This is a genomic window from Streptomyces sp. NPDC001920, assembly GCF_053594495.1.
Genome location: NZ_JBSFEP010000028.1, coordinates 50696 through 70816 on the forward strand (window position 1 = coordinate 50696; position 20121 = coordinate 70816).

The following is a 20121-nucleotide window of genomic DNA, read 5'->3' on the forward strand; positions in this document are numbered from 1 at the left end:
GGGTACGGCGACTCACCGGCCGCGAGACTCTGCGGCGGCGCGAGCGAGGATCTCGGGCAGGTCCGAATTCCGCCACCGGGTCTGTCGGCTGGGCGCGCCGCCGCGCCCCGGCACGGTCCACGGCTCTGCGCGGCCGTCGTCGGCCGCATGGCACTCGGCGTCGGCCGGTGAACATCGCGGCGACGAAGCGTCACAGGCCTTGTTGCGGGTATGGAAGGTGATCGTGGGCATTTCAACTGCGCGCATGTACAGCGTGGTTGGAATGCCCTGGCGGTTCATCAGATACGGAAGCGGGCCGGTCACCGAACCCGGGGCAGGTCCGCGCCCGCATCGCCTGGGCGATGCCGTAGGACAAAGGGATGTCTGAGTGAATTCTCGAAGAACCATTGCTGTCCTCTTAGGTGCGGGACTGGCGCTTCTCGCGCTCGTGATACCGGTCGGCGCGCAACCGCTGCAGACCGGGGTCTCGACCACCTATCAGATCAACGCACGGCACGACGGCAGTCTCGTCGACACTGCTGTGGGTGCGCCACCGCTCGGCAGGAAGTGGTCGCGCGACCTGGGCGGGGACGTGTCCTATCCCATCGTGGCCGACGGACGCGTGTTCGCCACCGCTTCCTCGCCGAACGGGTACGGCACCGTCCTGTACGCCATGGACGCGGCAACGGGGCAGGACGCCTGGGCGCCCGTGGACCTCGGTGGCACCTACTGGTGGTCCGCGCTCGCCTACGGTGGCGGCCGGCTCTACGCCCAGAACTACGACGGCGTGCTGACAGCGTTCGACCCGGCCGACGGGAAGGTGATCTGGAGCGTCAGGCTGCCCGGACAGCACTCCTTCACCTCGCCGCCCACTTTCGCCGGTGGCGTGGTCTACACGGGCGGCGCCGGGTCGGGCGGCACGTTGTACGCGGTGGACGCCGCCAGCGGTGCGGTGCTGTGGACGCAGCCTGTCACGAACGGGGACAACAGCTCGCCTGCCGTCACGGCCAAGGGTGTTTACGTCTCGTACGCCTGCGAGCAGACGTACGCCTTCGCCCCCAAGTCGGGCAGCCTGCTCTGGCGCCACGAAACGGACTGCTCGGGCGGCGGCGGCCGCACCCCGGTTCTCGCCGACGGCGGTGTCTGGGTTCGCGACGACGCCGGGATGGACCCCACGGTCCTCAAGGCCGCCGACGGGAAGGTCCGCGGTACGTACGAGGCCACGGGCTGGTCGCCGGCACCGGCCTTCGACGGACGCCAAGGCTACTTCGTCGACGACGGCGTCCTTCAGGAGCGGCACAGCCGCACTTTGGCCACTCGCTGGAAGTTCGAGGGCGACGGCCGGATCAGCAGTGCGCCGATCGTCGTCAACGGCTACGTCTACGTCGGCTCGGAGAGCGGCCGGTTGTGGGCGCTCAACGGCGCAACGGGTCAGCCGGTGTGGTCCACCGACGTCGGCGCGCCCATCAACGAACCCGACGAGCACAACGTCTCCGAGCCGTTGACCGGTCTCGGCGCAGGTGGTGGGCTCGTAGTGGTTCCGGCCACCAACCTCCTGGTCGCGTACGGGCAGTGAGTGGTGGGGGTGGCCGCCGGGTTGGGCGGCCACCCTTCGGTCCGGATCACCGTTGCCCGCTCCGTCGCCGGCGTCGCATCGGTCCGACCCGGCTGGAAGTGGTCGTGCGGGGTGAAGATCTCGGGACCTGGCCGGTGGCACACGTGTGCGGGCGGGGGCGGGATGCTGCCCTCCCGGACTCGGGCCCGTGGTGTCAGCCGAGGTTCCAGCGCTGGTTGCTGCCGCCGTTGCAGTCCCACAGTCCGACCAGTGCGCCGTTGGCGGTGGAGGCACCGGTCACATCCAGGCACAGGCCCGACTGGACGCCGGTGACGGTGCCGTTGGAGTTGATGTTCCACTGCTGGTTGGTGCCGCCGTTGCAGTCCCACAGCACGACCTTGGCGCCGGCCGCGGTGCCGGCCGCATCGAGGCACTTCGCACCGCCGTAGACGGTGAGCTGCTTGTTCGGCGTCCTGGTCCAGGTCTGGTTCGGCTGGCCGTTGCAGTCCCAGATGTGGGTCTGAGTGCCGTTGGTCTGCGAAGAGCCGGGGACGTCCAGGCACTTGCCGGAACCGGTGGCGCGGACCGGACCCGTGGTGGTGCCGCCGGAGCCGTCGAGTCCGAAGAAGGCGATGGCCCGGGCCGCCATACCGCTCTCGGGCAGGCTGTGCCCGACCCCCTGGAAGCTGTTCGCCTCGACCGGCGCCTGTACGCCGGTGGAGCCGTAGCGAGTGCGGGTCCAGCCGGACCCAGGGGAGTCGGTGAGGACCGGAGTCTGGCTCACCCCGAGCACGTTGGTCCACTGCTTGATCTCTTCACCGAGGTTCGCGTAGTACAGCGCTTCGTCCTCGGTACCGTGCCACAGCTGCATCCGCGGCCGGGGTCCGGTGTACCCCGGGTAGGCGTTGCGGACGAGGTCGCCCCACTCCTGCGGGGTCTTGCTGATCCGGCCGGTGGCGCAGGCAGTGTTCCAGCCCGAGCCGTCGGTGGTGGCGAAGCAGCCGAACGGCACACCCATGAAGGCCGCCCCGGCCTTGAACAGGTCCGGGTACGCGCCGAGCATGACGTTGGTCGTCATCGCGCCGGACGAGGCGCCGGTGACGTAGACCCGGTTGGCGTCGGCGTTCATGTTCTGCAGGGTGTACCGGACCATCTGGGCGATGCTCGTGGGGTCACTGCCCCCGTCGTGCTTGAGCGCCTGGGGCGAGGAGACGTCGAAGCACTGCCCGCTGACGTTCGCGTCCGGGTAGACGACGATGAACCCGTGCTGGTCGGCCAGGCGGGCGAACTCCGTGTTGGAGTAGAAGGCGGGCCCCGTGCCGGTGCAGTAGTGAACCGCCACCAGCACCGCCGGACGTGCCGGAGCACTGTCGGGCTTGTAGACGTACATCCGCAGGTTGCCGGGGTTGCTGCCGAAGTTGGTCACCTCGGTCAGTGACGCGGCCGACGCGGTGGCGGCCGAGGCTCCGGTCAGTACGAACGCCGCGAAGAGCGGTGAGATCCCCATCAGCAGGGCTACCAGGACATCTCTGACGCGTCTCTTCTTGGACTTCTGGGACATGACGCTGTCCTTTCAGGAATCCGGCGCGACCGAGGCGACACTCCCGGCCGCGCCCGCCGAAACCCAGGTGGCAGGCACGGCGGTCGCAGTGGTCAACGAGGAGGAAGCGACACCAGATGGTGAAGCGCTTCGACGCTCCCATTTCGCCGGATGCGGTGTCAATGCCTGGTGGAAGCAAAGCTTCACTCCTCTGGTTCGCCGAGGAATCTCGCCGATTTGATCCATAAGGTGAAGCGCTTCGACACCCTGCAGAGGTTTCCACTGACCTGTCCTTGTTCCCACTTATGGCCGTGGCCGACGCCGGCGAGACGGGCCCGCCCGCCGTCAGCCGATGCGGGCTATCGGAGCGCCGCCACCACAAGCCCGCGAATCTCCTGCTCCGACACGGCTCCACCCCCGACCAGGCGGTCGAAGATCAATCCGTCCACGCAGGTCAGCAGCGTGACAGTACGCTCCTCGGCATCAGCGACGCCCTGTGCTGCCAGGAAGTCGTGCACGACCTGGCGTCCCGCGTTCCGGCGCGGCGTCAGAATCTCCCGCAGCTCCGACTGGTGCACGCTCTCGATCGCGCACGCGTAGCGCGCGAGGGAGCGTCGCCGCGCCTCCCCGGTGAGGCGTTGCTCGACGAAGGCGGCGATCTGGCCCACCAGTTCCTCCGCGTCGCGCGGCACCGGCGTCCGTTCTCCGACCGCCTGGAGCTCCTCCTGGTCGAGGGCGACCAGGCGTCTGACCACTGCGGTGAGCAGTGCGTGGCGGGTTCGGTAGTAGGCGGAGGTGGTACCGGCCGGCAGGTGTGCCGCACGGTCCACCGCGCGATGGGTCAGTCCTCGCATTCCGGCCCCGGCGAGAACGTCGATGGCCGCATCGGCGAGGACAGTGCGTCGGTCTGTGGACATCTCCCTTTTCTACACCTGTAGAGACACGGAGTACTCTTCTTCTACATCCGTAGAAGGATCTCGGCGGGGTGGACGAGGGAGAACCGGTATGGGCGGCAACGCGGTGGTGGTGGGCGGGGGTATCGGCGGATTGGCTGCGGCGATCGGTCTGCGCCTGATCGGCTGGGAGGTGACGGTTGTCGAACGCGCCCCCGTACTGGCCGACGTGGGCGCGGGCATCTCCCTGCACGCCAACGGCATCCGGGCCCTGGACGCCCTCGGCGTCGGCGAGGCGGTGCGCGAGGCCGCGCGGCCCCAGTACACCGGGGGCACCCGTGTCCCCGGTGGCGGCTGGCTGGCCCGGATGGACGGGACCGCTCTCGCGCGCGAGCTGGGCACGCCGATCGTCGGTATCCCCCGGGCCGTGCTGCACCACTTGCTGCGTGCGGCGCTGCCGTCCGAGTGTCTGGTGGTCGGGGCCGAAGTGGCCTGCGTCGACCGCTCCGATCCCAGCCGGGTGCGCATACCGCTGGGAGACGGCGTCTTGGAGGCGGATCTGGTCGTGGCCGCCGACGGAGTGGGCAGCCGACTGCGCACCCAGCTGTTCCCTCAGCACCCCGGCCCGGCCTACAGCGGGTCGACCGTGCTGCGTGCCGTCACCGAGCGTCCGGTGCAGTTGGACACCGACTTCGAGCTGACCTGGGGAAGGGGCGCCGAGTTCGGCCACATCGTCTTCGCCGACGGCAGGGCCGAGTGGCACGCGGTCCTCAACTCGCCTGCCGGTGTGCGGCATCCGGACGCCCTTGGCACGATGCGTGGCCTGTTCGGCGAGTGGCACGATCCGATCCCCACGCTGTTGGACGCCACCCGGCCCGAGGCCGTCCTGCACCACGACATCCACGAGCTGGCGACGCCTCTGCCCGCCTTCACCGCAGGCCGGATCGCCCTGCTCGGTGACGCGGCCCACGCCATGACCCCGAACCTCGGTCAGGGTGCCTGCCAGGCACTGGAGGACGCGGCCGCGCTGGCCTCCGCGCTCACCACCGAGCCCACCATCGAATCGGCGTTGGCCCGTTACGACAGGGAGCGCCGCCCGCGCAGCCAGTCAGTCGCGCGCGCCGCCCGCCAAGCCGGGCGGATGGGCCAACGGCTGACGCACCCCCTGGCCGTCGCCCTACGGAACACGGCTCTGCGGCTGGCCCCCTCCCGCGTGACCGTCCGCGCCATCGTGCGACATGCCGACTGGGCACCTCCGGTCCTGGGCTGACCACGCCGGCCGACCACCCCACAACATCTCCGGTACGGCGGACGTGGAACGGTGATCACCGCGAGGATGACGAGATGCACTCACACCTGCGTGTCACAGCCTGGTTCATGGATCCTGCACCGCAACCCGAGAGGGGCGAGGCGAGCGGTCGGCGCGTCGGGAGGTGGCGCGAGTCGGAAGGTGCCGCGAGGGCGCTGCCGGGCGAGAGGCCCCGCCGCCTGGTGCCGAGGGCGGAGCAGGACAGCTTCCCTGGTGACGGTTCCGCACAGGGAGGGTCCTCGGTATGACCACCAAGTACGACGTCAAGCGCCGGTTCAAGCAGTGCTACGCGCCCAAGAACACCGACTGGGAACTCGTCGACATCCCCGAGCTCCGTTTCCTCGCCATCGACGGGCACGGCGACCCGAACACCAGCGCCTCGTACCGCCAGGCGGTCGAGGCGCTCTACGCGGTCGCCTACACCGCCAAGTTCGCGGGCAAAGGCGACCTCGGCAAGGACTTCGTCGTGGGCCCGCTGGAGGGTCTGTGGTGGGCGGACGACATGGGCGACTTCCTGGCCAGGCTCAAGGACAACTGGCACTGGAGACTCCTCATCAACGTGCCCGACTGGCTCCCCGGCGAGATGATCGAAGACGCCAAGCGCACCGTCCTGAGCAAGAAGAATCTTCCGGCTGCTGCGGCCGTTCGTTCACAGACCCTGCACGAGGGCACCAGCGCCCAGGTTCTGCACATCGGCCCCTACGACGACGAGACACCGATCCTGAGCAGGCTGCACCACGACTATCTCCCCGCCCACAACCTGCGGGAGGCGGGGTTGCACCATGAGATCTACCTCAGCGACCCACGCCGGACCGACCCCGCCAAGCTCAGGACGATTCTGCGGCAACCCGTGGAAGCGCAGTCCGGGTGAGGGACGTCGGCGTGTCCGGTGATGCCGATGCACGCACGCGAGGCCGTAGAAGCGCTCGGCCGGAACCACGGGGGCGGTGGTGCTGCGCTCCAGGCTCCGTCGTACGGCCGCTTCCGCTTCGCGGCGCGGGAGCCGAGATCAGCCGGTACCAGACGGCCGCCCGCGTCGAGGCGCCTGCATTGCCGGGCGACCTCGCGGCGGCCGGGCTGCGTCTGCTGCCACCCGCACCGGTCGCCCGCACCCGAGCCGGTTGGGCTCACCGGTCCGCCGTCGGCCCTGGGCCGAGCGGATCAGTGGGAGGATTGCGCTCGTGATGGCAACAACCAGTGACATCGAAAAGGCGGCCGGTGTGCTGCGCGCCGGGGGCCTGGTGGCCCTGCCGACCGAAACCGTGTACGGGCTGGGCGCCAACGCCGAGGACCCCGCGGCCGTCGGGCGCGTCTTCCAAGTCAAGGGGCGCCCGCCCACTCATCCGCTGATCGTCCACATCGGCGGCGCCGAGCACCTGGGCGACTGGGTCGAGGACGTGCCCGCGACGGCACGGCTGTTGGCCGAACGCTTCTGGCCGGGGCCGCTGACACTGGTGCTGAAACGCGGGCGACGTGTGCCGCTCGCGGCGACGGGTGGTCTTGAGACCGTGGCCGTGCGCGTGCCCGACCACCCCCTCGCGCTCGCGCTGCTGTCGGCCTTCGGCGGCGGTGTCGCGGCACCGTCCGCCAACCGCTTCGGTTCGGTCAGCCCCACCACGGCCGACCATGTCCGTGCGGAGCTCGGTGACGCTGTCGACTTCGTGCTGGACGGCGGCCCCTGCCAGGTCGGCGTCGAGTCGACCATCGTCGACGCCACGGGCGAGTTCCCGAGCGTCCTTCGGCCCGGCGGCGTGACGCGCGAGGAGCTCGAAGCGGTGCTGGGGCGCCCGGTTGCGGTCCCCTCGACGAGCCGTGTCCGGGTGCCCGGCCAGCACCCGTCCCACTACGCGCCGCGGGCCACGGTCGTTCTCGTCGAGCCGGAGGACGTCGTCACCGAGGCGGAGCGGGCACAAGGGCTGGGGCACCAGGTGGGTGTCCTGCTTCCCCCGGCACACGCCGGCGCCGCGGTGAAGGCGAACGCCGTGGTGGCGGTCCCCGGGTCGACGGCCGCCTACGCTCGCGGGCTGTACGGGTACCTGCGCGAGCTCGATCTGCAGGGCTGCGACCTCATCGTCGCCTCGCTGCCGAAGGAGGACGGGCTGGGGCTGGCGATCGCCAACCGACTCCGCCGCGCCGCGGGACCCCGGTCCACTTGAGAGGACCCTGCCGGGGCAGCGGGTACGCCCGGTGCGCCGGCAGCGCCACGCACCGTGGCCCTCCGCGCGGGAGGTCGCGCGGAGGGCCACGGTGGCGGTGTCACCGCGTCCAGGGGGTACGACCGTCAGGTGTCGCGTCCTCTAGGTGCGGGCAGGCGTCACGGAGCCATCTCGTACGCCCCGGACAGTGCCACCACCCGCTCCCAGACGCGCCCCGAACGTGCTTCGTCGACGACGGGTCGACGGACGGCACCGAGCGCCCAGTGCTGCTGGTCCGCGGTGGCGGAGTCCTTGCCGTGCAGCTCGACGGCGTAGGCGGAGAAGTCGCGGACGAGTACGGAGAACAGTTCGTCGAGCACGTCCTCGTCGAGGTTGGTCAGGCGGGCCTGCTCCAGGATCAGCTGGCCGTGCACGACCAGCGCGAACAGCTGGCCGACGGCGAGAAGGAGATCGAGGTCGCGGCTCTGCTCCTCGTCGGGGGCCGCGGTGGCGACGAACTCGCACAGGGCGTCGGCCTGCTCCCGGAAGCGGGCGACGTTCGGCACGCCGGCGTATGCGTCGTAGGCGGGGCGCCAGTCGTGGAAGCGCACCGAGCCGAGGCCGCGGGCCGGTCCCTGCTCGAAGAGGAACGTGTCGTCGGCCGCGTCGAGGCGGGTCGGCACGGCCGGGAACTCGGCCGGGTTCAGCAGGTGGTTGCGCATGAACTTGAGGATCAGCGCGAGGTTGACGTGGACGGTGCCTTCGAGCTTGGGCAACCCGCGGATCTCGACGGCGGCCTGGGCGAAGTAGGTGTCCTTCTCGAAGCCCTTGGCGGCGATGACGTCCCACATGAGGTCGATGACCTTCTCGCCCTCCGTGGTCACCTTCATCTTCGTCATCGGGTTGAAGAGCAGGTAACGGCGGTCGTCCGGCGAGGCGGAGCGGAAGTAGTCGACGGCGCGGTCGCTGAACAGCTTCATGCCGACGAGGCGGACGTACGCGTCGGCCAGCTCACGGCGCACGTGCGGGAAGGCGGTGACGGGGCGGCCGTACAGGATGCGGTTGTGGGCGTGGGTGACGGCCTCGTACATCGCGTGCTCGCAGATGCCGATCGAGGCGGTGCAGAGGTTGAACTTGCCGACGTTGACGGTGTTGAGGGCGGCGTCGAAGGCGGCGCGGCCCGTGTGCAGGATGTCCTCCGGGCCCACCGGGTAGTCGTCGAGGCGGAACTCGCTGACGTACTTCGAGGAGTCGACGACGTTCTTCACGAGGTGGTAGGCCGGGTGGCGGCTGTCGGCGGCGAAGAAGACGTAGCCGTCCGGGCCCTCGATGTCGGTGCGTCGGCCGAAGACCGAGACGAGGCCGGCGGCGTTGCCGTTGCCGATGTAGTACTTGGAACCCGTCGCCCTGAAGCCGCCGTTGCCGTCCGGCGTCAGCAGCATGTCGGTGGAGTAGATGTCGGCGCCATGGGTCTTCTCGGAGAGGCCGAAGGCGAACACCTCACCCTGGGCGAGGAGGTCCGCCGCGCGGGTGCGGGCCGCGGCGTTGTCGCTCTGCCAGACCGGGCCGAGACCGAGGATGGTCACCTGCCACGCGTACCAGTAGTCGAGACCGTAGAACCCGAAGATCTCGTTGAGTGCGGCGATCCTCGCCGTGTCCCACCGCTGGTCCTTGTGTCCGGCGGCGGACTGCGGGGTGAGGAAGGTGGCGAACAGTCCTTCCTTGGCGGCGAACGCGAGGAAGTCGGCCAGCCAGGCGCGGGAGCGGTAGTCCTCGATGAGCCTGCGCTTGCCGCGGTCCTCGAACCAGTCGACGGTGGCACGCAGCAACCTGCGGGTCTCGGGGTCGAACTGCGCCGGGTCGTACGTGCGCGGGTTGAACAGGAGCGGGTCGGCCATGGAGGTCCGCCTTCCGAGGGTCGAGGGTTGAGGGTGAGGTGGTGCGGGTGAACGCCGCGGGGCGCGGGCGGCGGGGCCGGCGGTTCAGGCGTGCGAGCGTGCTGTGCCGAGCCTGCGGAGGGTGGCGAGCACGTCGTCGAGCCAGGCGATCGTCATCCGCTCGAACGCGATGCCACCGCGCAGCACGACATGCTGCAGCTCCTGACCGGCGTCGAGCGGGGTGGGGGCCGTCGGGCCGGTGAAGTCACGCAGCTCGCCGGCGAGATAGTGCGCGAGCCGGTCACTGTGCACCTGTCGGTGCCTTTCGACCTCGTGGATCAGCGCGGACGGATCGTCGAAGGCGGCGCCGCGGATCTTCACGGCGAGGTCGTGCCGGATGCTCTCGGGCTCGATCGGTTCGTGCAGCCATCGGGAGAGCGCTGCACGGCCGGGTCCCACGACGGAGTACTCCTTCTTGTCCGGCCGGCTCTGCTGCGGAAGCGACCGGACGGCGAGCAGGCCGTCGCTCTCCATGCGTTTGAGAACCCGGTAGATCTGCTGGTGCGTGGCGGTCCAGAAGTATCCGATGGACCGTTCGAACCGCCGGGCCAGCTCGTAGCCGGAGCCCGGCTTCTCCAGCAGGGAGACGAGGATCGCGTGCTCGAGCGCCATTCCTCGATCTTGCTATGCAACTAGTTGCATAGCCAAGGGGTGCCGCCCGAGTGAGACGGGGCTCACGTGGTGCGGCGTACAGCGTCCCCCGGCTGGAGAGCCTGGGGGACGCCGGTCGTGCCCGGTGCCGCGTGGGGCACCGTCGGTGTCGGTCTCAGGGGCAGTTGACCGCCGTGTCCCCGGGGTCGCGGTTGCAGGTGTCGATGGCCAGACCGCCGTCGAGCGAGTCGTTCATCGCGATGCCGTCGACGGCCTCAAGGGTGTCGACGCCTTCCTGGCCGTTGTGGCTGTCGTTGCCGGTGCCTCCCCTGAGGGTGTCGTTGCCGATGTTTCCGTTCAGGGTGTCGTTGCCCTCGTTGCCGTTCAGCGTGTCGTTCCCGGCGTTGCCGTTGATCGTGTCGTTTCCGCCCAGGCCCGAAAGCGTGTCGTTGCCCGGCCCGCCGTTGATGGTGTCGTTTCCCGGCGTCGCGGCTCTGATGCCGAGGGCCGTGTCGTCACCGAAGAGCCGGTCCGCCCTGGGGCCTCCGTTGAGGCGGTCGTCACCGTCGCCTCCGAACACCGTCGAAGGCGTCTCCACGTTCGGCGAGACCGTGACCTGGTCGTCGCTGTCCTGAGCGGCGACGTGGACGGAGGTCCCGGGCAATGGACAGGTCGCCGAGTGCTCCGATCGCACCTGGCACGGGCCCACGGCCGATACGGCGTCCCCGGCGTCCGAGACCACGAGGAGGTCTCCCTGCCGCCGGACGGTGATGTCGTTCGCCACGCCGGTGCTCGCCGTGACGATGACGCTGTCGTTCGAGAAGGACACGACGGTCGTGTCCGCGAGCCGGCCGGCTGCGGCGGAGTTCGAACCGGCCCAGGCCGATGAGCCGGCCGATAGGCAAACGAGTACAGCGACGCACAGCGTGGCTCGCGCGCGTCTGGTGTTCGTCATCACGTACTCCCCTGTCGTCCCGTCGGATGGGGTGTGCGGTGTGCGGTCACGCTCGCCGGCCTTCAGGGGCAACCCGTCACGGAGTCGCCGAGGTCGTAGCTGCACCTGTCGGCTCCCGCGCCGCCGTTGGCGTAGTCGTTGCCACCGATCTCGTCCACCACGTCGATGGTGTCTCTGCCGTTTCCTCCGTCGACGTGGTCGGACCCTTCCGCGGCGACGATGTGGTCGGCGCCGTTGCCTCCTTCGACGACATCGTTGCCGGAACCGGATCCGACGACGTCCGCACCGTCACGTCCCTCGACGGAGTCGTTCCCGGAGCCGCCGGTGATCCTGTCCGCGCCTGAGCCACCGATCAGCGTGTCGTTCCCGCCTCCGCCGGACAGCGTGTCGGCGCCTTCCTCCCCTTCGAGAGTGTCGTTGGCTCCCCCGCCGCCGAGGCTGTCGTCACCCCCACCGCCGAGCAGGGTGACCCCGAGCCCGCTCAGGGACGACGTGACGCTGTCGTTCTGGTCGCCGGCGGCGACCACCAGCTCCGTCGTCGTGGCGGCGCCGGGACAGACGGCCTCGTTGACGCTGACCGAGGTGCAACCGCCGGACGCTGCGATGTAGTCGCCGGTGTCCCTGATCCTGATGCTGTCACCCACCTGCCATACGGAGATCGTGTTGCCGTAACCCACACCCGCGGTGACGGTCACGGTGGTGCCGGTCTTGTTGACGAGGGTGGTGGCGAGGGCCTCGGCCCGGGGCGCTTCGCCGGTGGCGGCACCGGCGGCACCCGCCGTACCGCTGAGGTGGAATGCGAAGCCGCAGACCGTCGTCACAAGTGCGGTGGCTCGCAGAGTCGTTCTGACCATGCTTGCTCCTGAGGAAGTGGAGACCGTTCGGTGACTCGCTTCCGAGCTGTGAAGCACCGGGGGTCCCGGTGGGGAACATCGGCAGTTTCTGCCCGTTGTGGTGCCGGTGCGGTGACGCGTCATCCATCCGCTGTGCTGCGCGGCGCCGGTTCGCCCAGCTGCCCGGCCGCATGCGACGAGCGAAGTGCCGTGAGTGGCCCAGCACGCGGCTGGGCACTGCGAGCATGCCGTGCCGTCGCGCCGCCTTGAAGCGTGATTAGCGCCAATCCCCGGCGGCTCGGACCGGAGGTGGCGCTGCACCGCCACGGCTGCTCGGCGTCCTCCGACCCGCAGCACCCTGCGCGAACGCCGTCCGAACGGATGTGGCGGGATTGTGCGCAACGGTGCCTTGGATTCCGCGAGGGGTGCGCGGTCGTTCCGGCCAACCCCGGTCCTGCACCGGGCACGTGTCCGGCCCCCGCGCCGAGAACTTCCGCTCGGCACCACCGTGCCCGGGGGGCCGCTTCTCGCCCACTGTCGGGTCCACTTCTCCCGCGGTCGCCGTGTCACGGTCGGAGCACACCTCGCGGGTACGTCTGGTCACGCAACCGCAGTGGCCGAAAATGTGTCTCTGAGCGCGTGGCATGGTCGCGGCGCAGTCGTCGGGCTCCGACGACACCGCGGCAGTGCACCAGCCGGTCTCGGGGGGACGAAATGAGCACATGGGAAGTGCCCGGATACACCGAGTCGCTCGAACTCGGGTCAGGGGCGAGCGGGCGGGTCGTCCTGGCCGTCCACGAGGAGACCGGTACTCCGGTCGCGGTGAAGTACCTCTGCGACTCACTGCGCACCCGGCCGGGCTTCGTGCACGGCTTCCGGGCGGAGGCGCGACTGCTCGGCGACCTGGAGAGCCCGTACGTCACCGGCTTGTACGAGTACGTCGAGAGCGCGCACGGCGCCGCCATCGTCATGGAACTGGTGGACGGTGTCTCCTTGCGCGGTCTGCTGAGCCGTCGAGGTCCGCTCGACCCCGAATCCGCCCTCGTCATCCTCAAGGGATCACTGCTGGGACTGGTCGACGCGCACCGTGTCGGCGTCGTCCACCGCGACTACAAGCCGGAGAACGTCCTGGTCATGCCCGACGGGTGGTCCAAGCTCGTCGACTTCGGGATCGCGGTGGACGCGGGCACGACCGCCGGTGTGGCGGGGACGCCGTCCTACATGGCTCCGGAGCAGTGGACCGGCGCGCCCGCCTCCCCCGCCGCCGACGTCTACGCGGCCACGGCCACCTTCTTCGAGTGCCTGACGGGCCACAAGCCGTTCGCGGGCGACAACCTCGCCGAGCTGGCGCTGAAGCACATCGAGGCACCCGTCCCCGCCGACGAGGCGCCCGAGGAGGTGCGTGAGCTGGTTCGCCGAGGTCTGGCCAAGGATCCGGCGGAGCGGCCCGGGCAGGCGGAGTTCGTCGCGGAACTGGAAAGGGTCGCCGGTGCCGCCTACGGGCCCGACTGGGAGGAACGCGGCCGCGGTCGACTCGCCTCGCTGGTGGCACTGCTGCCGCTGCTGCTGCCCTCGGCCCGCAGCTCCCCCCGGACCACCACGGACACCGCACGCACGGTCCTGAGTCAAGGGCCGCGTCCGGCGCCGGTCCGGTCGTGGCTGCCCGGCCGGTCCGGGTTGCTCGTGTCCGGTGCCGCCGTTGTCCTCGGCGTTCTCCTGACCTACGGCATCCCGAACGCCCCGGGGGCCGCCTCGCAACGGGCGGCGCACGCGCTGGCCACCACCAGTGCCCAGCCCGGCGCGGAGCCTGCCGGGACCACCGCGCCGACCGCCTCGGGCTCCCCGTCCCCGTCCTCCACGCCCACCGAGTCGGCCGGCCCGTCGTCGTCACCCGGCGCCTCGCCCTCGGTCCCGGTGGCCACGGGTACCGGGGCACCCCCGGCCTCCGCCACCTCGGCCGGGGGCCCCGAGACGACGCCGCCCGGCGGCGTGGAGAGCACGGCCACGCCGACGACCGCCTCCCCCGCACCGCCTGCCGCACCCGCCGTCAAGGACGTCGCGGTGTCGGGTTTCCGGCAGACGGGTCCCACCACCGCGACGGCAACCTTCAGCGTCACCACGGACGGTACCGGGCCCTTCTCCCTCTCCGTCTCGTGGTTCACGGGCCCCGTCGCGGGGCCGCTCGGCACCCCCGACGGCGCGCCGGTGACCGTCACGCGCAGCGGAGCCACGCAGTACTCGATCACCGTCGACCACACCTTCCAGAACACCGGCTGTTACTGGTCGGTCCAGGCCACGACCAACCCCGGCTCGGCCGACGGAGGTGCCTCTCAGCAGCTTCTGACCAGGCAGTGTGACATTCGATGACCCTTCAGAAAGACCGCGCTCCCGGGCCCGCCGACGACCATGAGCCCACTCGGATCCTCGCCCCCGCCGACGACCACGAGCCCACTCAGGTCCTCGCCCCCGCCGACGACCACGAGCCCACTCAGGTCCTCGCCCCCGCCGAGAAGCAGGAGCCCACTCAGGTCCTCGCCTCCACCGACGCACACGCCATCACCCTCTCCCCGGGCCCGGCCGAGGGGCGCGGCGTGGGCGACGGGCACGACCCCGACGGCGCCGAGTACAGCGCCACCGTGCTGGGCAGCCAGTGGATACAAAGGCCCCGACGGGACGACACGCTCCCCGCACAGTCGGACTCGACGACGTGGCCGACGCCCCCGGCCGACCCGGGTGAGGACACCGTGTTGCGGTTCGGTCCGGGCGTGAGCGCCGCCGTCGCACACCGCACCCACCGGACGCTCCCGACCGTGCCGGTGCAACCGGTCCGCCCGCGCCGGAACCTGCGCAGACACGCGCTGCCCGCGGTGGTGCTGCTCTGCGTCCTTGCGTTCCTCGCCTGGCAGCGCCTCGGGCCGTCCGTCGAAGTGAGCACGGTGGCTGTGACATCGCGGCCGACGGTGCTGGGATGTGCGGACACCGCGGACATCGTCGCCCTCGTCCGTACCAACGGCCGTCCGGGAACGCTCTCCTACCGCTGGATCCGCAGCGACGGCACCTCCTCCGGAGTGCTGCGTGAAGAAGTCGTCCGCGGCCAGCGGCAGGCGCGGCTGCACCTGCTGTGGACCTTCCGCGGCGAGGGTCACCGCACGGCGCGGGCCGAACTGCGGATCCTCTCCCCCGCCCACCGCACGGTCGCCACCCGGTTCACCTACGACTGCCGCTGACGGCCCGGCACGGCGTGAGTGAATCCGGGTTTCCGCGGTACGGGCCTGCGTCCGTTGAGGCACAATTCGGGTGCGATCGTCCCAGGCAGGGGAGCCGGGGCGGCGGTGAGCCGACGGGGTGGGGAATGGGCGATTTCACGCGGGTACCGCTGGAGGGTGGGGGGTTCATCCTGTTCGAAGCGCCCGAGGGCGTTCGGCACGACGAGAGTCCCGTGGGTGCGAGCCGCATCGGTGATGCGGTGCGGGACCTGCCGGGCACACTGCAGTCGGCCCTGGCGCCGGTACGGGAGACGGCACAAGCGGTCCTGGACCAGCTGCGGGCGGCCCGACCGCACGAGGTCGAGGTCCAGTTCGGAGTGGATCTGTCCACGTCGGCGGGCGTCGTCATCACCAATACCGCCGTCAAGTCGAACCTCGCCGTGCGGCTGGTGTGGCGCAGATCCGACGCGGAGCCCGATCCGGCCACGCAGGACGGGGACGAGCAGTCAGGCACCGGGCCGGAGCTGCCGCCCGCTTCAGGTGGCGTGCACCGGACGGGCTGAGCCGTGTCACCGTCGCACGGCTCCTTGCTGCAGACGAGCACGGCACGGCTCCTGAAGGCCGGCGGGGCCGTGGCCGGAGCGGGCGTGCTGGTGACCGACACCCTTGTGCTGACCTGCGCCCACGTGGCGGTGGCCGCCGGGGCCGGTCCTGGCGACGCGGTGCGTCTGGACTTCCCGCACGCCGGGGAGGGCCACGACTCGGTGCGGACCGGCCGAGTGCGCGCCGAAGGCTGGCAGGGCGAGGACGCGCAGGACGTCGCCGTGGTCGAACTGGATCGTCCCGTCGACACGACGGTGATCACGCCGGTCACGCTCGGGGCCGCCGCGGATTCCCTCGGCGGCCCGGTGCACGCGTACGGCTATCCGGCGCAGGCCGGGCCCGGCGGCCACTTCGGCGGTGCGGTCGCCGCGCACTTCCTGCCGCGGCCCTCCCAGGACGGCGAAGCGGACGACTTCTTGCAGCTGACCCACGCCAACGACATCACGAAGGGCTTCAGTGGAGGGCCCGTCGCCGACGACCGAACAGGGCGCGTCATCGGCATGGTGACCAGGCTCGTCGTACCCGACCGCATGGCCCGCGGGCAGCACATCGCGTACGCCACGACCAGTGAGGCGCTGCGCCGCGCCTGCCCCGAACTCGCCCTCGCCGAGGACCGGCCCTACCCGGGCCTGGAGCCGTACTGCGCGCAGGACGATCTCTACTTCCACGGGCGTTCCGCCGCGGTGGAACGTCTGGTGCACGCGCTCGGCACGTGCGCGGGACGAGGCGGGCTGCTCCTGCTCGGGCCCTCGGGCGCGGGCAAGACGTCGCTGGTACACGCAGGAGTGCTGCCCGAGGTGGCGAAGACCGAGCGGCAACGGCAGTTGTGCGTACGCCCGACCGACGGCCTCGACGGTCCGCTGGCGGCGGGCGGTGTCACGGGCGTCGAGGAGAGCGGACTCGCCGGAGCGGTGGCGCAGGCGTTGCGGGACGATCCGCGTCACGACCGGCTGCTGCTCGTCGTGGACCCCCTCGAGGAACTGCTCGCGGCCGCCACGCCCGCCGCAGCCAGGGCGCTGCGGCAGCTCACCGATTGCCTGCGCGCGCACCATCCGGGCCTGACCCTGCTGCTCGTCATGCGCGACGACTTCTACTCCCGGCTCGCGTCCGCGGTGCCGGACTTCTTGGACGCCCCGGATCTGCGCGTGGTCAACGTGCCGGCGGCGCTGACACGAGACGAGATCACGGAGATCATCGAAGAACCCGCCAGGAAGGCCAACCACAGCCTTCAGGAAGGTCTTCGGGACCGGATCATCGACCAGCTGCCCCGGCTCTCCCCGGATTCCGGCGGGCAGGACCCGGGCCACGCCGACCGTTTCCCCGTGACCCTGCTGCCGCTGCTCCAGCTCACCCTGCGACAGCTCTGGGAGCACCGGACCGGTGGTGCGCTGACCCACGACGCCTACCGCAGCGCGGGCGAGGTCACCAGGATCCTGGTGCGTGCGGAGGAGGCGCTGTTCGCCCGTCTGGAGCCCCGGCTGCATCTGGCGGCACAGCGTTTCCTGGCAGCCCTGGTCGAGCCCGCCGACGTCGAGCGGAAGACCCCGGCGACTCGGCGTCGGCGCACCATCGCCGAGTTGCGGGCGCTGTCGCTGGAGGCGGCTCCCGCGCCGGAGCGGGCGCGAGGCGTGCGTGCGGTGTGGGGCCGATCCGTCGGTTTCCTGACGAGGAGGTCCCGATCACGTGCTCCGGAGGCACCCGACACCCAGGACGACGCCGACTTCGACACGGTGCTCAGGGTGCTCACCGGCAGCCCGCTGGTCACCGCCGGGGCCGCCGCCGGGAACCGGGCCGGCGAGCTGGAAGAGCCCGGGGAGCCAGTGGCCGAACTCGTCCACGACGCACTCATACCCGCTTGGGACAACCTGGGCAGATGGGTGGAACGCGACCGGCGGTTCACCGCGTGGCTGGACACCGCGCGCCGCCAGTACGCCCGCTGGGAGCCACACGGCGATGCCCAGGACCTGCTCTCCGGCACGGCGCTGGAGGACGGCCGCGTCTGGCGGCGACAGCGCCGGTTGCCCTCCGAGATGGGCGAGTTCGTCGCGGCGAGTGAACGGCACGCGCGCCGTGCCGTGCGCCGTGCACGGCGTCTGAACGTCACCCTGGCACTCCTGCTCGTACTCGTCCTCACGGCAGCGGGTCTGGCCCAGTGGCAGCGCACCCGGACGCATGAGGCCCAACAGGTCGCGCAGGCGCGCCAGTTGGCGTCGGCGTCGTTCGCTCTCGCGGCCACGGATCCCGAACTCGCCGCTGTCCTGGCCGTCGCCGCCTACCGGCGCAGTCCCACGCAGGAGGCCGCGGACAGCCTCTACCAGGCGTCCGACCGGCCCCTGTTGCGGATTCTGCGGACCGAGCCCGGTGTCCGCCCGGTCACCGCGATGGCGTTCGCGCCGGACACCGAAGTCCTCGCGCTGGGACTGGAGGACGGCCGAACCCAGCTCTGGCACCCCGTGGCGGCACGCCGCATCGCCACGCTCGCGCCACGGGCAGGGAAACGGCAGACGGAGTCGGCGGTCGTCTCGGTCGTTCCCGCACGTGACGGTGTGCGGCTGATGACGGGCGACGCGAACGGCGTCAAACGCCTGTGGGACACCACCACCAGCCGGGTGCTGCGTACCTTCAGGGGCGAGCCGCAGGCGACCGGCTCCGCCGCGGTCAGCCCGGACTGGCGATCCACGACCGTCAGCACCGCCCATGGCGACGTCCTCCTGCTCGACCCGGCCACCGGCAAGACCCGCTTCCGCCTGCGCGGCCATCGCGAGCCGGTCGGCCTCGTCGCCTACAGTCCGGACGGCCGCACCGTCGCAACCGGCAGCGACGACGAGACCGTACGTCTGTGGGACACCCGCACCGGACGCCACAAGGCGACGCTGCCCGGGCACGGGAGCGGGGTCACCGCCGTTGCCTTCAGCCGGGACGGCAAGCGGGTGGCCACGGTCGGCGGCGGAGAACACACCGCCCGCGTCTGGGACGTGGGCAAGGGCCGGTTGACGGCGACGGTGCGGGAACACACTGGGGCCGTCAACGGTCTGGCCTTCGACCGTCCCGGCAAGCGGCTCGCCACCGCGTCCGACGACGGGTTCACCTTCGTCAACCATGCGGACACGGGTGTGCTGAACACGTATCTGTCGGCCCATGCCCAGACGGTCAACGCGGTGTCCTACAGCCCCGACGGCAACCTGCTCGCCACGGCGGGGGACGACGGCACGACTCGGCTGTACGAGGCGACGAAGCACGCGGACCGGATGGTGCTGCGAGGCTCCGCCGCCGCGCAGGAACTGCTGGCCTTCAGCCCGGACAGCACCCTGCTGGCCACGGCCGACCACGACGGCCGGGTCAGGATCTGGGCGACGGGCCGTGTGCGGCCCCTTCCTCAGCTCGACGGGCACAACCGGCCCATCCGGTCGATGGAATTCAGCCAGGACGGAAAGGACCTCGTCACCACGGCCGCCGACCGTCGCACCCTGCTGTGGGACACCCGGACCGGGGTGCCGGTACGGCGCTGGGACAGTGAGGAGAGCCTCCCCGACGACGCGATCGTGAGCTCGGTGAAGGACACCGTCATCACCATGACCGACGATGCCGGCGTCACCTATTGGGACCGCACGGACGGCAGCTGGAAGGGCGTCCTCACGGGGCACGAGGACGCCGTCAACGACCTGGCCGTCACCCCGGACGGCGAGAGCGTCGCAACGGCGGGAGAGGACGGCACGGTTCGGCTCTGGTTCGGCCCGCATCCCGACGCGGGCGTCATCGAACCCGAGCGCGCCGTGCTGCGCGGGCACCGGGGTGCCGTGGTCCAGGTGGAGTTCGGCCCGGACGGCAGGATCCTCGTGTCGGAGGGCCGGGACGGGACCGTACGTCTCTGGGACACCGCGACCGGCCGGGCACTGCACACCCTGCGAGGCTCCGGCGAGCCCGTGGCCGCGTTCGCCGTCAGCCCGGATTCCCGCACCGTGAGCACCTACGACATCAGCGATCGGCTGCGGCTGTGGGACACGGGGAACGGCACGCTGCGTGCGGTGCGCGACGCCGACCAACTGGAGGCCAGAGCCCTGGTCTTCAGCCCGGACGGTCGGACGCTGGCCAGTGCGGGGGCCGACGGCTCGGTCGTCGTGCGGAGCGCCGATACGGCAGAGGAGTCGTGGCGGCGTGTGCCGGACACCCGCGTGAGCATCCAGGGCCTGGCCTTCAGCCCGGACGGCACTCTCCTCGCCTCCTGCGACGCCCACGGCACCGTTCGGCTGTGGGACACCCGGGCCAGGAAGCAGGTGGCCGCGTTGAAAGGTATGCGCGCCTTCCCCGAGGAGGGCGACGCGAAGGTGGCGTTCAGTGCGGACGGGGCCCTGATCGCGATGTCGTCCGGCAGGACTGTCCGGCTGGTCGACGTGGAGTCCGCGGTTCCCGAGCGGGCGTTGCAGCGGGTGTGCCGGATGCTGCGCCTGGACCAGTCGATCTCCCGGCCGGACGACGCGCAGGACGAGGTGGCCGTCTTCGACGCCTTCGACGCGTCGGACCTTGAGCAGTTCCTCGCCCCGTCGGAGATCTCCGGACTGTGTCCCTGAGCCCGGCGCCCCGGTGC

General features: G+C 70.9%; 15 protein-coding genes. 9 read left to right on the forward strand and 6 right to left on the reverse strand.

Features of this window, described 5'->3' with window-relative positions; genetic code table 11:
- Positions 1–427: 427 nt before the first annotated feature.
- Positions 428–1555 carry an outer membrane protein assembly factor BamB family protein gene (locus ACWCPI_RS35030; RefSeq protein ID WP_451041990.1) on the forward strand — a complete coding sequence of 376 codons (1128 nt, stop codon included), beginning with the start codon at positions 428–430 and terminating at the stop codon, positions 1553–1555.
- A gap of 193 nt (positions 1556–1748) precedes the next feature.
- Here the strand turns inward: ACWCPI_RS35030 and ACWCPI_RS35035 are convergent, their stop codons facing one another.
- Complete coding sequence (locus ACWCPI_RS35035) at positions 1749–3095, reverse strand: extracellular catalytic domain type 1 short-chain-length polyhydroxyalkanoate depolymerase (RefSeq protein WP_451041991.1); 1347 nt, start codon at positions 3093–3095, stop codon at positions 1749–1751.
- Between ACWCPI_RS35035 and ACWCPI_RS35040 the strand changes: the two genes are divergently transcribed.
- Positions 3079–3315 (forward strand): hypothetical protein, encoded by a 237-nt coding sequence (locus ACWCPI_RS35040; RefSeq protein WP_451041992.1) that lies wholly within the window; start codon positions 3079–3081, stop codon positions 3313–3315. The two genes, ACWCPI_RS35035 and ACWCPI_RS35040, sit on opposite strands and share 17 nt — an antisense overlap.
- Positions 3316–3433: 118 nt before the next feature.
- On the opposite strand, the gene ACWCPI_RS35045 is transcribed toward ACWCPI_RS35040, so the two are convergent.
- The gene (locus ACWCPI_RS35045; protein ID WP_451041993.1) at positions 3434–3991 is read right to left on the reverse strand and encodes a TetR/AcrR family transcriptional regulator; all 558 of its coding nucleotides are present in this window, start codon (positions 3989–3991) and stop codon (positions 3434–3436) included.
- 88 nt (positions 3992–4079) lie between these two features.
- Here ACWCPI_RS35045 and ACWCPI_RS35050 point away from each other — a divergent pair, with 88 nt between their 5' ends.
- From ACWCPI_RS35050 to ACWCPI_RS35060, 3 genes are all read left to right on the forward strand, one after another.
- Positions 4080–5237: an FAD-dependent monooxygenase gene (locus ACWCPI_RS35050; RefSeq protein WP_451041994.1), complete on the forward strand. Its 1158-nt coding sequence runs from the start codon at positions 4080–4082 to the stop codon at positions 5235–5237.
- 283 nt (positions 5238–5520) lie between these two features.
- On the forward strand, positions 5521–6147 hold the full coding sequence (locus ACWCPI_RS35055; RefSeq protein WP_451041995.1) for a GyrI-like domain-containing protein: 627 nt from the start codon (positions 5521–5523) through the stop codon (positions 6145–6147).
- Between the two features lie 313 nt (positions 6148–6460).
- Positions 6461–7432 (forward strand): L-threonylcarbamoyladenylate synthase, encoded by a 972-nt coding sequence (locus ACWCPI_RS35060; protein WP_451041996.1) that lies wholly within the window; start codon positions 6461–6463, stop codon positions 7430–7432.
- A gap of 158 nt (positions 7433–7590) precedes the next feature.
- Here ACWCPI_RS35060 and ACWCPI_RS35065 read toward each other — a convergent pair whose 3' ends face one another.
- From ACWCPI_RS35065 to ACWCPI_RS35080, 4 genes are all read right to left on the reverse strand, one after another.
- Positions 7591–9309, reverse strand: coding sequence for an acyl-CoA dehydrogenase family protein (locus ACWCPI_RS35065; protein ID WP_451041997.1), 1719 nt, complete (start codon positions 9307–9309; stop codon positions 7591–7593).
- Between the two features lie 84 nt (positions 9310–9393).
- Positions 9394–9960 carry a PadR family transcriptional regulator gene (locus tag ACWCPI_RS35070; RefSeq protein WP_451041998.1) on the reverse strand — a complete coding sequence of 189 codons (567 nt, stop codon included), beginning with the start codon at positions 9958–9960 and terminating at the stop codon, positions 9394–9396.
- Between the two features lie 154 nt (positions 9961–10114).
- On the reverse strand, positions 10115–10768 hold the full coding sequence (locus ACWCPI_RS35075) for a calcium-binding protein (protein ID WP_451041999.1): 654 nt from the start codon (positions 10766–10768) through the stop codon (positions 10115–10117).
- 188 nt (positions 10769–10956) lie between these two features.
- Positions 10957–11748 (reverse strand): calcium-binding protein, encoded by a 792-nt coding sequence (locus ACWCPI_RS35080; RefSeq protein ID WP_451042000.1) that lies wholly within the window; start codon positions 11746–11748, stop codon positions 10957–10959.
- 693 nt (positions 11749–12441) lie between these two features.
- Here ACWCPI_RS35080 and ACWCPI_RS35085 point away from each other — a divergent pair.
- The 4 genes from ACWCPI_RS35085 to ACWCPI_RS35100 all read left to right on the forward strand — a co-directional run bounded on the left by ACWCPI_RS35085 (position 12442) and on the right by ACWCPI_RS35100 (position 20104).
- The gene (locus ACWCPI_RS35085) at positions 12442–14094 is read left to right on the forward strand and encodes a protein kinase domain-containing protein (protein ID WP_451042001.1); all 1653 of its coding nucleotides are present in this window, start codon (positions 12442–12444) and stop codon (positions 14092–14094) included.
- Entirely contained in the window at positions 14091–14954 is an 864-nt protein-coding gene (locus tag ACWCPI_RS35090) for a hypothetical protein (protein ID WP_451042002.1), read from the forward strand. Before ACWCPI_RS35085 ends, ACWCPI_RS35090 begins: the two co-directional genes overlap by 4 nt.
- Before the next feature lie 125 nt (positions 14955–15079).
- Positions 15080–15496: a CU044_2847 family protein gene (locus tag ACWCPI_RS35095; RefSeq protein ID WP_451042003.1), complete on the forward strand. Its 417-nt coding sequence runs from the start codon at positions 15080–15082 to the stop codon at positions 15494–15496.
- A gap of 24 nt (positions 15497–15520) precedes the next feature.
- A complete protein-coding gene (locus ACWCPI_RS35100; RefSeq protein ID WP_451042004.1) occupies positions 15521–20104 on the forward strand; it encodes an nSTAND1 domain-containing NTPase in 4584 nt (1527 codons plus the stop codon).
- Positions 20105–20121 lie beyond the last annotated feature (17 nt).

Coding starts and splice junctions, on each gene's coding strand:
- ACWCPI_RS35090 (WP_451042002.1), top strand. CDS start 14,091: ATGACCCTTCAGAAAGACCGCGCTCCCGGGCCCGCCGACGACCATGAG.
- ACWCPI_RS35070 (WP_451041998.1), bottom strand. CDS start 9,960: ATGGCGCTCGAGCACGCGATCCTCGTCTCCCTGCTGGAGAAGCCGGGC.
- ACWCPI_RS35055 (WP_451041995.1), top strand. CDS start 5,521: ATGACCACCAAGTACGACGTCAAGCGCCGGTTCAAGCAGTGCTACGCG.
- ACWCPI_RS35085 (WP_451042001.1), top strand. CDS start 12,442: ATGAGCACATGGGAAGTGCCCGGATACACCGAGTCGCTCGAACTCGGG.
- ACWCPI_RS35050 (WP_451041994.1), top strand. CDS start 4,080: ATGGGCGGCAACGCGGTGGTGGTGGGCGGGGGTATCGGCGGATTGGCT.
- ACWCPI_RS35060 (WP_451041996.1), top strand. CDS start 6,461: ATGGCAACAACCAGTGACATCGAAAAGGCGGCCGGTGTGCTGCGCGCC.
- ACWCPI_RS35080 (WP_451042000.1), bottom strand. CDS start 11,748: ATGGTCAGAACGACTCTGCGAGCCACCGCACTTGTGACGACGGTCTGC.
- ACWCPI_RS35065 (WP_451041997.1), bottom strand. CDS start 9,309: ATGGCCGACCCGCTCCTGTTCAACCCGCGCACGTACGACCCGGCGCAG.
- ACWCPI_RS35095 (WP_451042003.1), top strand. CDS start 15,080: ATGGGCGATTTCACGCGGGTACCGCTGGAGGGTGGGGGGTTCATCCTG.
- ACWCPI_RS35045 (WP_451041993.1), bottom strand. CDS start 3,991: ATGTCCACAGACCGACGCACTGTCCTCGCCGATGCGGCCATCGACGTT.
- ACWCPI_RS35035 (WP_451041991.1), bottom strand. CDS start 3,095: ATGTCCCAGAAGTCCAAGAAGAGACGCGTCAGAGATGTCCTGGTAGCC.